General features: G+C 71.0%; 11 protein-coding genes. 7 read left to right on the forward strand and 4 right to left on the reverse strand.

Annotated features, from left to right (window positions below; all coding sequences use genetic code 11):
• Positions 1-186: 186 nt before the first annotated feature.
• A complete protein-coding gene (locus F6W97_RS08235) occupies positions 187-1,965 on the forward strand; it encodes a glycoside hydrolase family 35 protein (protein WP_155369618.1) in 1,779 nt (592 codons plus the stop codon).
• A 109-nt stretch (positions 1,966-2,074) separates the two neighbouring features.
• On the opposite strand, the gene F6W97_RS08240 is transcribed toward F6W97_RS08235, so the two are convergent.
• Entirely contained in the window at positions 2,075-2,665 is a 591-nt protein-coding gene (locus F6W97_RS08240; RefSeq protein ID WP_155369619.1) for a Dps family protein, read from the reverse strand.
• Positions 2,666-2,854: 189 nt separating this feature from the next.
• Between F6W97_RS08240 and F6W97_RS08245 the strand changes: the two genes are divergently transcribed.
• The 4 genes from F6W97_RS08245 (at position 2,855) to hrpA (ending at position 10,471) form a co-directional block, all read left to right on the forward strand.
• Complete coding sequence (locus F6W97_RS08245; protein WP_155369620.1) at positions 2,855-3,628, forward strand: VOC family protein; 774 nt, start codon at positions 2,855-2,857, stop codon at positions 3,626-3,628.
• 44 nt (positions 3,629-3,672) lie between these two features.
• Entirely contained in the window at positions 3,673-4,737 is a 1,065-nt protein-coding gene (locus F6W97_RS08250; RefSeq protein WP_155369621.1) for a glycosyltransferase family 2 protein, read from the forward strand.
• A gap of 135 nt (positions 4,738-4,872) precedes the next feature.
• Positions 4,873-6,282: a glycoside hydrolase family 18 protein gene (locus F6W97_RS08255; RefSeq protein ID WP_196279027.1), complete on the forward strand. Its 1,410-nt coding sequence runs from the start codon at positions 4,873-4,875 to the stop codon at positions 6,280-6,282.
• 214 nt (positions 6,283-6,496) lie between these two features.
• A complete protein-coding gene (gene hrpA, locus F6W97_RS08260; protein WP_155369623.1) occupies positions 6,497-10,471 on the forward strand; it encodes an ATP-dependent RNA helicase HrpA in 3,975 nt (1,324 codons plus the stop codon).
• Between the two features lie 91 nt (positions 10,472-10,562).
• Here the strand turns inward: hrpA and F6W97_RS08265 are convergent, their stop codons facing one another.
• Both F6W97_RS08265 and F6W97_RS08270 read right to left on the reverse strand, forming a co-directional pair.
• Positions 10,563-11,594, reverse strand: a complete 1,032-nt coding sequence (locus tag F6W97_RS08265) for a hypothetical protein (RefSeq protein WP_196279028.1) — start codon at positions 11,592-11,594, stop codon at positions 10,563-10,565.
• A 47-nt stretch (positions 11,595-11,641) separates the two neighbouring features.
• Positions 11,642-12,220 (reverse strand): hypothetical protein, encoded by a 579-nt coding sequence (locus tag F6W97_RS08270; RefSeq protein WP_155369625.1) that lies wholly within the window; start codon positions 12,218-12,220, stop codon positions 11,642-11,644.
• A 130-nt stretch (positions 12,221-12,350) separates the two neighbouring features.
• Here F6W97_RS08270 and F6W97_RS08275 point away from each other — a divergent pair, with 130 nt between their 5' ends.
• Positions 12,351-12,803 carry an acyl-CoA thioesterase gene (locus F6W97_RS08275; protein WP_230686543.1) on the forward strand — a complete coding sequence of 151 codons (453 nt, stop codon included), beginning with the start codon at positions 12,351-12,353 and terminating at the stop codon, positions 12,801-12,803.
• Between the two features lie 156 nt (positions 12,804-12,959).
• Positions 12,960-14,900, forward strand: a complete 1,941-nt coding sequence (locus F6W97_RS08280; RefSeq protein ID WP_155369943.1) for an acetoacetate--CoA ligase — start codon at positions 12,960-12,962, stop codon at positions 14,898-14,900.
• A 122-nt stretch (positions 14,901-15,022) separates the two neighbouring features.
• Here F6W97_RS08280 and F6W97_RS08285 read toward each other — a convergent pair whose 3' ends face one another.
• Positions 15,023-15,736: a TIGR03089 family protein gene (locus tag F6W97_RS08285; RefSeq protein WP_155369627.1), complete on the reverse strand. Its 714-nt coding sequence runs from the start codon at positions 15,734-15,736 to the stop codon at positions 15,023-15,025.
• Positions 15,737-15,750 lie beyond the last annotated feature (14 nt).

Below are 15,750 nucleotides of genomic sequence, written 5' to 3' on the forward strand. Positions count from 1 at the left end.
CCCGCCCGGCCCGCCCGCGCGGGCGACCGGGGGGGGGGCGGCCGGGGTTCCCCGGCCGGGCGGCACCCGCGGGCCGCTCTCTGCTTCGTACTGGAGTAATCGGTTACAGGACGTGCTCCCTGGGGGAAGAAGAAGTCCAAACCAGGACTGGTGAAAGCGCTTTCCGTTGGTTTAGACTCCGCGACCATGCCAGTCTTCAGTGTCACGCCGGACGCCGTCGAGCTCGACGGCAAGCCGTTCCAGGTGCTCTCCGGGGCGATCCACTACTTCCGGGTGCTGCCCGAGCAGTGGGGCGACCGGCTGCGCAAGCTGCGCGCGATGGGCCTGAACACGATCGAGACCTACGTGCCGTGGAACCTGCACGAGCCACGGCCGGGCGAGTTCGACTTCAGCGGCCGGATCGACCTGGGGCGTTTCCTGGCCGAGGCGGCGGACGCCGGGCTGTACGCCATCGTGCGGCCGGGGCCGTACATCTGCGCGGAATGGGACAACGGGGGGCTGCCCGCCTGGCTGCGGGCCGCCGAGGAGATCCCGCTGCGCTGCCACGACCCCCGGTTCCTCGAACCGGTAGACCGCTTCTTCGACCGGCTGGTGCCGCACCTGGTGGAGCACCAGGTGACCCGGGGCGGCAACGTGCTGATGGTGCAGGTCGAGAACGAGTACGGCTCGTACGGCTCGGACCGGCGCTACCTGCGCCACCTCGCCGACGGCCTGCGCGCCCGGGGCATCGAGGTGCCGCTGTTCACCTCCGACGGCCCGACGGACCTGATGGTCACCGGGGGCACCCTCGACGACGTCTACGCCACGGCCAACTTCGGCAGCCGCCCGGCGGAGCGGTTCGCCGAGATGGCCGCGCTGCGCCGCTGGCCGTCGTTCTGCATGGAGTACTGGAACGGCTGGTTCGACCACCACGGCAAGGAGCACCACGTGCGGCCCGCCGAGGAGGCGGCGGCCACGCTGGCCGAGATGGTGGACGCGGGGGCGTCGGTCAACCTGTACATGGCGCACGGCGGCACCAACTTCGGCTTCCTGGCCGGCGCCAACGCGGTCGGCGAGTTCCTCGACGACGTGTACCTGCCCGACGTGACGTCCTACGACTACGACGCCCCGCTCAGCGAGCACGGGGCGCTGACACCGAAGTACTGGGCGTTCCGGGAGGTGCTCGGGCGCGGCGTGGAACTGCCCGATCCGCCGTCGGAGCAGCCGAAGGTCCTGCCCGCCGGACGCGTCGAGCTGACCCAGCGCCTGTCGCTGCTGGACTGCCTGGACGTGCTGTCCACCGGCACCGTGCACAGCGCCGTCCCGAAGTCCCTGGAGGAGCTCGGCCAGGCGTACGGGCTGGCCGTCTACCGCACCCGCGTCCCCGGGCCGCGGACCGGCCACCAGCTGCGCGTCAAGGGATTGCGCGACCGCGCGCTGGTGCTGGTCGACGGGGTGCCCGCCGGTGTGCTCGACCGCAACGGCCCCGTCGCGCTGCCGGTCGAGGTCGGCGGCGCCGCGGCGGACGTGACGCTGGTCGTCGAGGCGATGGGGCGGGTCAACTACGGCCCGCTGGTCGGCGAGCGCAAGGGCATCGTGGGCGGGGTCTGCCACGGCCAGCAGTTCGTGCACGGGTACGAGATCGACCCGGTGCCGCTGGACGACCTGTCGGCGCTGCCGTGGGGGCGGGCGACCGGCGCGGCCGGGCCGGTGTTCCACCGCGGCGTGCTGCGCGTCGACGAGGTGCGCGACGCGTTCCTCGCGCTGCCCGGGTGGCACAAGGGCTACGTCTGGGTCAACGGCTTCAACCTCGGCCGCTACTGGGAGAAGGGTCCGCAGGTCACCCTCTACGTGCCGTGGCCGCTGCTGCGCGAGGGCGACAACGAGATCATCGTCCTGGAACTCGACGCCGACCCCGCGCAGCCGGTCGTCGAGGTACGTGAGCAGCCCGACCTGGGGCCTGCGGCGGTCTACGTCGCGGACTAGGCGGGACTGCCGGTGCGCCGGCCCGCGGGACCCGGGCGGCGCACCGGAGGGCCGGTCTCGGACGAGGCGGAAGCCGCCGCCCGAGGCCGGCCCGGCATGCGAGTGCCGTTCAGGCCTCGACGAGCGGGGTGTCCACCAGATGCTCGGCCAGGAACCAGGCCTGCAGCTCGCCGGTGCGGATCACGTCGGAGACGAGCAGGTCGTTGGTGCCGTCGTCCCCCATCTCGTCGGCACGTTTGGCGGCCTCATGCGCACTGACCAGGATGATCTCGTGCGCCTCCAGCAGGCGGGAGATCATCGCGGGCACCTCCTCGACGCCGTCCGGCGGGCGCTTGATGGTGGTGATCTCCGCGACGTGGCGCGGGTCGCCGACGGCCACGCCGCCGAGGGTCTGCACCCGCTCGGCGATGGTGTCGATGAGGGCCAGCTGCTCGCCCGCGTGCTTGTCCAGCAGCAGGTGCAGCTGGTAGAACGTCGGCCCGCGCATCAGCCAGTGGTGCTTCTTGTAGAGGTTGTAGAGGATCTGGGAGTCGGCCAGGCACTGGTTGAGCCGCTCGCACGAGTACATCCGGGTGTCGTGGGACAGACCCACCGGGAGCTGGCGGACGGTGCCGAACTCCTGGATCTGCACCCCCTGCTGGTGCAGCATGGGCTGGCTGTCGCGGGTCGCGGCCGATTTGGTGGGCGACTTGGTGGGCATCGATGTTCCTCTCGTTCTCCGCGCGCCGGCAGTTCCGGGCGCAGGCTGACGACCAGCAGAAATGCCGGCCCCGATGGGTACACGGCACGCCGTGGCCAGTCTTTCAGCACTTTCGCGGCTGATTTGCTCTTTGAGGGGAATTTCGGTGATGCCGCAGTCTTGCCGCGCGCACGGCGTAAGGATGTCGGCATGGCCGCAGTGTTTGAGCAGGGCACCCCGAGCTGGGTCGACCTCGGCAGCACCGACCTCGACGGCTCGGTGGCCTTCTACGGGCGGCTGTTCGGCTGGACCGACGAGGACCTCGGCCCTGACGCCGGCGGCTACCGGATGTTCCGCAAGGACGGCAGGCAGGTCGCCGGGCTCGGCCCCGCCACCGACGTCGGCCGGGGCAGCTCGTGGAGCACCTACTTCGCCGCGAACGACGCCGACGACATCATGGCGAAGGTCGCCGAGCACGGCGGGACCGTGCTCGTGCCGCCGATGGACGTGATGGGCCAGGGCCGGATGGCGGTGTTCGCCGACCCCGAGGGCGCGTTCTTCTCCGCGTGGCAGCCGCTGGCGTTCGCCGGGTTCGAGCTGGCCGACGAGCCGGGCAGTGTCACCTGGAACGAGCTGATGACCTCCGACATCGACGCCGCCAAGGTGTTCTACCAGGAGGTCTTCGGGGTGAGCATGCGTGACGTGTCGATGGGAGCGGGACTGACGTACACCCTGCTGGAGGCCGAGGGCCGGGCGGTGGCGGGCGCTATGCCGATCGACGCCGCGTGGGGGCCGATGCCGTCGCACTGGTCGGTCTACTTCGCGGTGGACGACTGCGACGCGGCGTACGCCAAAGCCCTGGAACTCGGCGCGACCAAGGTGATGCGGCCCGAGGACTCGCCCGCGGGACGATTCGCCATCCTGAAGGACCCACAGGGCGCGACCTTCTCGGTGATCAAAAACAATCCCGACTTCTCCCTCTGAGACAACCCCGGGCATGCGGCACTTCGATGGTTATCGTGTCCGGCATGGCCGTGCCGAAGCTGTCCGTCGTCATCCCGATGTACCACGAGGAGGCGGTCCTGCCCCTGCTCGTGAGCAGGCTGCGGCCGGTGCTCGACGGGCTGGGCCGGACCTACGAGGTGGTCGCCGTCGATGACGGCAGCCGTGACGCCACCGCCGCCATGGTGACCCTGATGCGGGCGAAGTGGCCCGAGCTGCGGCTGGTCCGGTTGCGCCGCAACAGCGGGCACCAGGCCGCGCTCACCGCCGGGCTGCACCGCTCGCGCGGCGACTACGTCGTCACCATCGACGCCGACCTGCAGGATCCGCCCGAGGCCATCGCCGAGATGCTGGCCCTCGCCGAGGCGCAGAGCCTGGACATCGTCTACGGCGTACGCGGCGACCGGGCCAGCGACACCCTGTTCAAGCGCGGCACGGCGAACCTCTACTACCGGCTGATGCGCCGCATCGTCGGCAACCGGATGCCCCTGGGCGCGGGTGACTTCCGGCTGCTCAGCCGGGCCATGGTGGACGCGCTGTGCGAGCTGCCCGAGCAGGCCCCGGTCTATCGCCTGCTGGTGCCGTGGCTGGGCTTCCCCAGCGGGCAGGTCGTCTACACCCGGGCGAAACGGGCCGCGGGGACCAGCAAGTATCCGCTCCGCAAAATGATCAACCTGACGGTCGACAGCATCATCAGCTTCACCGCGGCCCCGCTGCGGCTGGGCATCTGGCTGGGTGCGCTCGGCGCGCTGGCCTGCGTCATCGCCGCGGTGAAGGTGCTCGTGGCGTACTTCCAGGGCACCGTCGTGCCGGGCTGGACCTCGCTCTCGCTGGTGGTGCTGTTCCTGGGCGCCTGCCAGCTCATCTGCCTGGGCCTGCTGGGCGAGTACGTCGGCCGGATCTACCAGGGCATCCAGGCCCGGCCCGGGTACTTCGTGGGCGAGGACTCGCTCGCCGAGGGCGGCAGCCGAGCCGGTGGCGCGCTCCGGGACGAGCTTTCGGCGGAGGAGCCGGACCTGAGTGACGAGCCGGTGCGCCCGCGCCGCCCGGCGGTGCCGGCAGACGGGGCCGCGACGCGCTCCAGGGGTTGATCCGGCCCCGATCCATCGCGGACGCCGGCCGTGCGCCGGATTCCCTTGGCACACTTAGGAAATCTAACTGTTAGGTCTCTTGACTGAAGAGCGCTCCCGCGTGAAAGTTCGCATGGACGAACGATGGGAGTGCATATGCTCAGAACACTGCTCCGCCCGGGCATCGCCGGGGCGGTCGCCCTGGCCCTGGGCGCCGGCTTCCTGGCTGCGCCGGCCTCCGCCGGTGGCGCCCCCAAGCCGGACGCACCGAAGAAGGTGATCTCCGCCTACTTCACCAACTGGTCCGTCTACGGGCGGGGTTACTTCGTCAAGGACATCCCGGCCGACAAGCTGAACGTCATCCAGTACGCCTTCGGCGTGCCGACGTTCAACCAGGCCACCGGGGCCGTCGGCTGCGACGTGCTCGACCCGTGGGCCGACTACCAGCAGGTCTACTGGGGCCCGGAGAACACCGTGGACGGTGTCGCCGACACCTACCCCGGCCAGAACGTCTACGGCAACTTCAACCAGCTGCGCAAGCTCAAGGCGGCCAACCCGCACCTGAAGATCGAGATCTCGCTCGGCGGCTGGACGAAGTCGACCTGGTTCTCCAGCGTCGCGAAGACCCCCGAGCGCCGCCAGGCGTTCGTGGCGGCCTGCATCGACACCTTCATCAAGGGCAACCTGCCGACCGGCGGGTGGCCGGAGGACGCGGGCGGCATCGGCGTCGCGAAGGGCATCTTCGACGGCATCGACCTGGACTGGGAGTACCCGACCGCCAAGGCCGACAGCAACGTCGACTACGGCCCGGAGGACCGGCACAACGCGACCCTGCTGGCCCAGGAGTTCCGCCGCCAGCTCGACGTGCAGGGCCGCGCCGACGGCAAGCACTACCTGCTGACCGCGGCGCTGCCCGCGGCGAAAAGCTCCACCAAGTACTACGAGCTGCGCGAGTTCTCGAAGTCGATGGACTGGGTCAACATCATGACCTACGACTTCAACGTGCCCGGCGGCTCCGTGGCGGGCCCGAGCACGCTGTTCACCCGCGACCCGCGCGACCCCGAGGCCGACGACTGGACCTGGAACACCGTCGGCACCGTGGGCTACTACCTCGCCCAGGGGGTGCCCGCCAGCAAGATCGTCGTCGGCGTGCCCTTCTACGGCGTGCAGTACATCCGCAACCCCGACGGCCTCTACAAGGCGTTCGACAACACCGGCATGAACCCGGACTCGCTGGTCTGGGACTCCAAGCCGCAGCCGTCGTACCACGACCTGGTCGCCGTGTCGGGCGCGCTGACCCCCGGCGGGGTCGGCGCCAACGGGTGGACCCGCAAGTGGAACCTGCTCGCGGGTGAGCCCTACCTGTGGAACCCGGCCGCCGAGCACGTGCTGGCGACCGGCACCGTCACCGCGCCGACCACGATCGTCTACACCGATCCGAAGTCGCTCGCCGAGCGCACCGCGCTGATCAAGCTGCTCGGCCTGCGCGGCGCGATGGCGTGGGAGCTGAGCCAGGACTCCGACGACAACGCGCTGATCGGCGCGCTGGGCCCGGTCCTGAACTAGTGCCGGATGTGGCCGGTGTCCCCGTAGTGGTGGGGACACCGGCCACGCCGCGTCCCGCCGAAGATCACCGGACTTGCCAGGCAACCGGTGGAAAGCGGGCTCAAGATACGCCCAGGTGCCGGGCAAGTCGGATGATCATCGGGCGGGCGGCCGACGGTGTGCGGGAAAACCGCTGGTCGGCAGGGGAGGTCGGCGGCATATCCTGGGGCCCGTCATGACATCGCAGTCCGAGTCCGCGCCGCTCCGCAACAGGCCGCCCCGTAACCCCAGCCAGCTCCCCGAGCTGCGTAAACGCGTCGACGAGCTGATGGCGCAGGATCGCCGCAGGCTCGCCAGGCGCCTCGACGGCGTACGCCGGACCAAACCCGGACCGGCGCTGGACGCCGCTATGGCGCAGATCACCTCGGCTGTCGTCACCGCGGAGGAGAAGCTCGCGCTGCGGGCCGCCGGGGTGCCCGCGGTCACCTACCCGGCGGAGCTGCCGGTCAGCCAGAAGCGCGACGACATCGCCGACGCGATCCGCGACCACCAGGTCGTGATCGTCGCGGGCGAGACCGGCTCCGGCAAGACCACCCAGATCCCCAAGATCTGCCTTGAGCTGGGCCGAGGTGTGCGCGGGCTGATCGGCCATACCCAGCCGCGCCGGCTGGCCGCCCGCACGGTCGCCGAGCGCATCGCCGAGGAGCTGGACACCCCGCTGGGCGGCGTCGTCGGCTGGAAGGTGCGGTTCACCGACCACGTCGGCGACCAGACCATGATCAAGTTGATGACCGACGGCATCCTGCTGGCAGAGATCCAGCACGACCGCTCGCTCTCGATGTACGACACGCTGATCATCGACGAGGCGCACGAGCGCAGCCTCAACATCGACTTTATCCTCGGCTACCTCAAGCAGCTCCTGCCGAAGCGCCCCGACCTCAAGGTGATCATCACCTCGGCGACCATCGACCCGGAGCGCTTCGCGGCGCACTTCTCGACGGCCGTCGTCGGCGGCGAGCCCGTGCCGGCCCCGATCGTCGAGGTCTCCGGCCGGACGTACCCGGTCGAGGTGCGCTACCGGCCGCTCGTCGTCGAGGGTGACGAGGAGGACGGCGACGAGGAGCGCGACCAGATCCAGGCCATCTCCGACGCCGTGGACGAGCTGGCCGGCGAGGCCCCGGGCGACGTGCTGGTGTTCCTCAGCGGCGAGCGGGAGATCCGCGACACCGCCGAGGCGCTGCGCAAGCGCAACCTGCGCCACACCGAGATCCTGCCGCTGTACGCCCGGCTGTCCACCGCCGAGCAGCACAAGGTCTTCCAGCAGCACACCGGCCGGCGCATCGTGCTGGCCACCAACGTCGCCGAGACGTCGCTGACCGTGCCGGGCATCAAGTACGTGGTGGACCCGGGCACGGCCCGCATCTCCCGCTACAGCCACCGGCTCAAGGTGCAGCGGCTGCCCATCGAGGCGGTCTCGCAGGCCTCGGCCAACCAGCGCAAGGGCCGCTGCGGACGCCTCTCCGACGGCATCGCGATCCGGCTCTACGAGGAGGCGGACTTCCTCGGCCGGCCGGAGTTCACCGAGCCGGAGATCCTGCGTACCAACCTGGCCTCGGTCATCCTGCAGATGATCTCGCTGGGCCTGGGTGACATCGCCGCGTTCCCGTTCATCGACCCGCCGGACCGGCGCAACATCGCCGACGGCCTCGACCTGCTGCACGAGCTGGGCGCGCTGGAGGCACCGGTGCGCGGCGAGCCCGGCAAGCTCACCCCGCTCGGCCGCAAGCTGGCCCAGCTGCCGGTCGACCCGCGCCTGGGCCGCATGGTCCTCGAAGCCGACCGCAACGGCTGCCTGCGCGAGGTCCTGATCATCACGGCGGCGCTGTCCATCCAGGACCCGCGCGAGCGCCCGGCCGACAAGCAGCAGGCCGCGGGGGAGAAGCACGCCCGCTTCGCGGACAAGGACAGCGACTTCGTCGCGTTCCTCAACCTGTGGAACTGGATCAAGGAGCAGCAGCAGGAGCTGTCCTCGAACCAGTTCCGCCGCACCTGCAAGACCGACTTCCTGCACTATCTGCGCATCCGCGAGTGGCAGGACCTGGAGTCGCAACTGCGCCAGGTCGTCAAGGGCATGGGCTTCACGCTCAACACGGTGCCCGCCGACCCGCAGCGGATGCACCAGTCGCTGCTGGCCGGACTGCTCTCGCACATCGGCATGCACGACCCGGAGAAGCGCGACTTCATCGGCGCCCGCAACGCGCGGTTCTCGCTGTTCCCCGGCTCGTCGCTGTTCAAGAAGGCACCCAAGTGGGTCATGGCCGCCGAGCTGGTCGAGACGTCCCGGCTGTGGGGCCGCATCGCCGCGAAGATCGAGCCCGAGTGGGCCGAAAGCCTGGCCGAGCACCTGGTCAAGCGGCAGTACAGCGAGCCGCACTGGGAGAAGAAGCAGGCCGCGGTGCTGGCCTACGAGAAGGTGACGCTCTACGGCATCCCCATCGTCGCCAAGCGCAAGGTCAACTTCGGCCGAATCGACCCGACACTGTCGCGGGAGCTGTTCATCCGCCACGCCCTGGTCGACGGCGACTGGGAGACCCACCACGAGTTCTTCCACGCCAACCGCGACCTGCTGGCCGAGGTGGAAGAGCTGGAGCACCGGGTACGCCGGCGCGACATCCTGGTCGACGACGGCACCCTGTTCGACTTCTACGACGAGCGGCTGCCCGCCGACATCGTGTCCGGCCGCCATTTCGACAGCTGGTGGAAGAAAGCCCGCCACGAAACCCCGGACCTGCTCAGCTTCGAGAAGTCGATGCTGGTCAACGAGGCCGCGGGCGGCGTCGACGAGGACGACTACCCGGACGTGTGGCAGCAGGGCGAGTTCGAGCTGCCGCTGACCTACCAGTTCGAGCCGGGCACGAACGCCGACGGCGTCACCGTGCACATCCCGCTGCCGCTGCTCAACCAGATCACCCCGGCCGGGTTCGACTGGCAGATCCCCGGCGTACGCGAGGAGCTGGCCGTCGCGCTGGTGCGCTCGCTGCCCAAGGCGATCCGGCGCAACTTCGTGCCCGTGCCCGACTACGTCAAGGAGGCGCTCGCCGGGCAGAAGCCCGACGGGCAGCCGCTGCTCGCGCTCCTGGAACGGCAGCTGCGCGCGATGACCGGCGTGGTGGTGGCCCGGGAGGCCTGGGAGCCGGACAAGGTGCCCGACCACCTGCGGATGACCTTCCGCGTCGAGGACGAGCAGGGCAAGATGCTCGCCGAGGGCAAGGACCTCGCCGAACTCAAGCGCCGGCTGCGGGACAAGGCACAGGCCGCGGTCGCCGCGGCAGCCGACGACATGGAGCAGCACGGCCTGCGCGCCTGGACCATCGGCCCGCTCGCGAAGGTCGTGGAGCGGCAGCGTGGCGGCTACGCCGTCAAGGGCTACCCGGCCCTGGTCGACGAGGGCGAGACCGTGGGCGTCGGCGTCTTCGACAGCCCCGGCGAGCAGTGGACCGCGATGTGGCGCGGCACCCGGCGGCTGGTGCTGCTCGGCGCGCCGCCGCCGCTCAAGTCGCTCCAGGGACGCCTGTCCAACCAGGCGAAACTGGCGTTGAGCCGCAACCCGCACGGCAGTGTCGGCAAGCTCCTGGAGGACGTGGTCACCACCGCCGTCGACAAGGTGATCATCGAGGCGGGCGGCCCGGCCTGGGACGCCGACGCGTTCGCGGCCCTGGTCACCAAGGCGCGGGGCGACATGCCCGACACGATGTACGAGATCCTCCAGCAGCTGGACCCGATCCTGTCGACCGCGTACGACATCGACCGGCAGCTCAAGTCGATCACGAACGTGCTGCTGGTGCGGTCGGTGGCCGACATCAGAGCCCAGCTCACCGGGCTGGTCTACCCCGGATTCGTGGCCGCCACCGGGCTGCGCAAGTTGCCCGACCTGGTCCGCTACCTGCGCGCGATCGAGCAGCGGCTGGCCAAACTGCCTGGTGCGCCGCAGCGCGACCGGGAGAAGCTGCTGCTCATCGAGGACGTCCAGCAGGAGTACACCGACGCCCGCGCCTCGGTCCGCCCCGGCGCACCCGGCTGGGACACCCTGGCCGAGGTCCGCTGGATGATCGAGGAGCTGCGGGTCAGCTATTTCGCCCAGTCCCTGGGCACCCCGTATCCGGTGTCCGACAAGCGCATCTACCGGGCCCTGGCGACACTGCCCGGCTGACGCCCACGGACCGCGCCAGGCGGACACATGACTTGGCGGGCCCACAACTTCTGGGTTGTAGATACAACCCAGAAGTTGTGGGCCCGCGTGGTCAGTCCTTCTCCAGCTTGATGGTCTGCTGGTCGGCGGGCGGGGTGAGCATGACCGTCGACTCCTCGGGCAGCGGCGGCGGCGCCGGGCTCTGCGGGGCCGGCGGCGTGCTGGGAGCGGGCGGCGTGGCTGCCTGCGGCGGGGCCGAACGCTGCGGCGGCACGGGCGGCTGCGCCACCGGCGGAGCAGCCTGCGCGGGCGGAGCAGCCTGCGCGGGCGGAGCGGGCGGAGCGGGCGGAGCGGGCGGCGCCGGGAAAGCGGGCTGCGCCGGAGGAGTCGGCTGGGTCGGGGCCTGCGCGGATACCGCGGGCTGGGTCGCCGCGGCGGCGACCGCCGACTCGGCCGCCGGAGTGCGGCGCGGCAGCGGCGGGGCTTCGCCCGGCGGAGCAGCCGCGACGGGCGCGGCCTTCGACCGGGCCGCCTTCGGGGGTTTCGGCGGAGCGGCCTGCGGGGGCGCGACCGGAGCCGGGGGCACGTGCACCGTCGGCACGCCCTGCGGCGTGGCCCGCGGGTAGTGCAGCGACGGCGGCGGCACGTCCGGCAGGCCGGTGTAGCCCGCCTCGCCGGGCACGCTGGTGAACGCCCGGGTCTGGTCCGCGGGCACGGGCGGGCGTCCCTGCTGCAGCGGGTACGCAGCCAGCGCGACGGTCTCGTCGGCCAGCCGCTCGTGCTTGCGCCAGCGGCGCGGGCTCACCACGGTGGCCAGCAGCGGCACCGCCAGCACCAGGCCGAGGCCGGACTGGCCGACCGCCCCGCCCATGTGCACGTCGAGCAGGCCGAACGTGTCGGCATAGGACTCCGACCAGCCCGCGGCCCACACGGTCATGCCGAGCATGCCCAGGCCGGCCAGGAACGGGCCGATCGGGGACAGCCGCACCATGGTGAGGATCGCGTAGAGGATGCTCGCCAGCAGCAGCGCACCCGCGGCCACGACGGCGTCGAGGACCGCGGCCGGCGCCCCGCCGGACACCCACATGGTCTGGAAGGCGCTGAGTCCGGTGCCGGTCAGCAGAAAGATCGCCGGGGCGAACACAAGCGCGAGCAGAAACGATCCAATATGGCGCATCCATGCCTCCGGGGTCAGACCTTGGTTGGCGCGCTCCAGGATGGCGTATCGATGCCGCTCGCCTCGGCCGGGGTCCGCAAGTCCGCGAAGCCGTTGAACGAGTCGCGGTCTGCCAGCGTGTTCTCGTAGGGGTCGGCCGGGGACGGGGCGAGCATCTCCGGCCAGCTCGGCCCGTTCGCCTCCGGGCGGTGCCAGCTGCGCCAGCGCTGCAGGCTCAGCACCGCGATCAGCAGCATCGTCCCGATCAGCCCCAGCACGCCGGTCGACACCGGGCTCAGCGGGACGACGAGGGTGCCGGAGATCTCCAACAGGTCAGGTAGCGCCTGCTTGGCGGCCTCGGGCCGGGCGATGAGGAAGGCGGTCGCGCCGACGTAGCTCAACGCCACGAACAGCGGACCGGCAGGTGACACCCGCAGGCTGCCGACCAGGCCGAGCAGCAGGCCGACGACGGCGAACAGCGCCAGCCCCAGCCACAGCGGACGGTGACCGCCGACCTGCGCGGCGTCGAACATGACGGCCTGTCCGTAGGCGACGGCGAACCAGGCCAGCGGCGTGATCACAATTCCGGCGAGAAGGCTCCATACATGACGCATGTGGGGCTACCTTACGGAAATCCCGCCGTGCGTCAACCGTTCGGACGAGGAGCGTACGGTGAACGGCGTGATCGACACTCCGCCGCCCGGCCGGCCGACCGCGTTCTCGCGGGTCACGCTGAGCCGCATCATGACGAACCAGGACGTCAACCTCTACGGCACCGTGCACGGTGGCGTGATCATGAAGTTCGTGGACGACGCGGCGGGCGCCGCCGCGGCCCGGCACTGCGGCTTCAACGCGGTGACCGTCGCCATCGACGAGATCACGCTCATGGTGCCGGTCCGGGTCGGTGACCTGGTGCACGCCAAGGCGCAGGTCAACTGGACCGGCAAGACCTCGCTGGAGATCGGCGTGACGGTGTTCGCCGAACGCTGGAACGAGGCCGGCCGCGAGCCCGTCAACGTCGCCACGGCGTACCTGGTGTTCGTCGGGGTCGACGCCGACGGCAACCCGCGCCAGGTGCCGCAGGTGATCCCGGAGAGCCCCGAAGACGTGCGTCGCGCCCACGAGGCCGAGATCCGCCGCGAGCACCGTCTCGCCCGCCGGCAGGCCATCGACAAGCACCGCGCCGACGGCGCCTGACGCTGCCGCGGGTGGCGGCCCCGACCATGGACCGCCACCCGGCGGTGTGCCCGGACCCAGCGCGGGAACGGCGGGCCAGGTCGGAGAATGATCCGTCGTGCCATGCGGCAGGATGCCAGCAGCGGGTACGACGAGGTATCGCGGGAGAGGATCATGATGACCGAAGCGCTGTGGACCCCACCGGCCGACATCAGGCAGCACTCCCGCATCGGCGACTACCTGGGCTGGCTGGCGCGCGAACGCGGGCTGACCTTCGGCTCCTACGACGAGCTGTGGCGCTGGAGCACCACCGACCTGGCCGGGTTCTGGTCCTCGATCTGGGACTACTTCGAGGTCGTCGCCCATGACCAGCCCACCGATGTGTTGGCCGACGCCACCATGCCGGGCGCGCAGTGGTTCCCCGGCGCGACGCTGAACTACGCCGAGCACGTGCTGCGCATGCCGGGCGTCGGCGACGACGAGCCGATGGTGCTGGGCTACTCGCAGACCCGCGAACCGGTCATCCTCACCGCGGCCCAGCTGCGCGAACAGGTCCGCCGGGCACGGGCCGGGCTGCGCCGGCTCGGCGTCGGCGAGGGCGACCGGGTGGCGGCGTACCTGCCGAACATCCCGGAGACCGTGGTGCTGATGCTGGCCACGGCGAGCCTCGGCGCGATCTTCTCGTCCTGCGCGCCCGAGTTCGGCACCCGCAGCGTCACCGACCGCTGGCAGCAGATCTCCCCGAAGGTCCTGGTCGCCGTCGACGGCTACCGCTACGGCGAGAAGCTCATCGACCGGCAGGGCGAGGTCGCGGCGATCCAGGCGGCGCTGCCGTCACTGGCGCACACCGTGCTGCTGCCGTACACCCAGGGCCGGATCGGCCTCGGCGAGCTGGCCGCCGACACCGCCGAGCCGCTGGAGTTCACGCCCGTCCCGTTCGCGCAGCCGCTGTACGTCCTCTACTCCTCCGGCACCACCGGCCTGCCCAAGCCGATCGTGCACGGCCACGGCGGCATCCTGCTGGAGCACCTGAAGATGCTCGCCCTGCACCACGACCTGGGCCCCGGCGACCGCTACTTCTGGTTCTCCACCACCGGCTGGATGATGTGGAACTACCTGGTCTCCGGCCCGGCCGTGGGCGCGGCGATCGTGCTGTTCGACGGCAACCCGGCCGCCCCCGACCTGGGCGCCCTGTGGCGGCTGGCCGAGGAGGCGGGCATGACCTACTTCGGCACCTCCGCGCCGTACCTGCTGGCCTGCCGCAAGGAGGGCATCGTGCCGCGGGAGATCGCGGACCTGTCCAAGCTGCGCGGCCTGGGCTCGACGGGCGCGCCGCTGCCGCCTGAGGGCTACGTCTGGGTGTACGAGAACGTCAAGCCCGACCTGCTGCTGATCTCGCTGTCCGGCGGCACCGACGTGTGCACCGGCTTCGTCGGCGGCACCCCGCTCAACCCGGTCTACCCCGGCGAGATCGCGGCCCGCGCCCTCGGCGCGAAGGTCGAGGCGTACGACCCGACCGGCCACTCCGTCGACAACGCGCTAGGCGAGCTGGTCATCAGCGCCCCGATGCCGAGCATGCCGGTCGCCTTCTGGGGCGACACCGACGGCTCCCGCTACCGCGAGGCCTACTTCGACGTCTTCCCGGGCGTGTGGCGGCACGGCGACTGGATCACCGTCACCGACCGCGGCACCTGCGTCATCACCGGCCGCTCCGACGCCACCCTCAACCGTGGCGGCGTACGCCTCGGCACCGCCGAGTTCTACTCCGTCGTCGAGGGCATGGCCGAGGTCGCCGACTCGGTCGTCGTGCACCTGGAGGACGACGAGGGCGGGGCGGGCGAACTCCTCCTGTTCGTGGTCCTCCAGCCCGGCCTGGACCTCGACGACGCCCTCAAGTCGAAGATCGCCCGCGAGCTGCGTACCGCGCTGTCCCCGCGGCACATCCCCGACGTGATCTACCAGGTCGCGGCCGTCCCGCGCACCCTGTCCGGCAAGAAGCTCGAAGTCCCCGTCAAGCGCATCCTCACCGGCACCCCGGTGGAGTCCGCCGCTGCCAAGGGCGCCCTGGCCAACCCGGAATCGCTGCTGGCCTTCGAGCGACTCGCCAAGGAGCGCTGACCCGACCGACACCGGCACTTTCATAGACGCCGGCCTATCTGATCGAGAATGATCTACGTTTTCTCGATCAGATAGGCCAGCGTCTATTGGGTGCGGGGCCGGGGTCGGGGTCGCGGCGCGGGTCAGGGGATGAGGCGGGCCCGCTCCGTGGCGGCGCGGGTGTCGAGGATGCCGGGGGCGGTGCGGTACGACAGGACCAGCGACGCGCCGGCGGCGATCGGCGCGGTCAGCCAGTCCATCGGGCGCGGGTGCGCCGCGATGTCGATCAGCACCCGGTCGCCCTTGCCGATCTCCAGCTCCTTCGCGCGGGCCAGCGAGCGCTCCGCCAGCTCGGCGTGCGTGATCGAACCGCCGCCACCGGGCAGGCCGACCAGCGAGGGCGCGCCGGGGTCGGCGGCCGGGCCGCCGTAGAAGTCACCGTGGGCGCGGGCCGAGCTGACCCAGTCCGACACGCCCGCCGGCAGGTTGCGCAGGGGCAATGCGAACGGGTGCAGGCTGACGGCGTACGTGTCCGGCGCGGCCGCGGCGGCCTCGGGTTCGACGAAGGCGACGTCGGCGGGCACGTCCGCGCTGTGCGACACGGCCAGACCTGCCGTCCAACTGGCCAGCATGATCGAGGCGGTCTGCCAGTGCGGGGGCAGCGAGATCGAGGCGACGCTGCCCGGGCCGAGGCCGCACCCGTCGACGAGCAGATTCGCCGTCTTGGACACCCAGTTGGCCAAGGTCGCGCCGGAGAGCTCCGTGCGCTCGCCCGTCGCGTCGTCGTACCAGGTGAGAAGGGGTTTTGCCGGATCGGTGGCGACCGTCGCGGCGAAGAGCTGACCGATAGTGGACACGTGGTCAGGCTACC

Origin of the sequence: Catellatospora vulcania, assembly GCF_009720385.1 — a bacterium.
GTDB classification, from domain to species: Bacteria; Actinomycetota; Actinomycetes; order Mycobacteriales; family Micromonosporaceae; genus Catellatospora; species Catellatospora vulcania.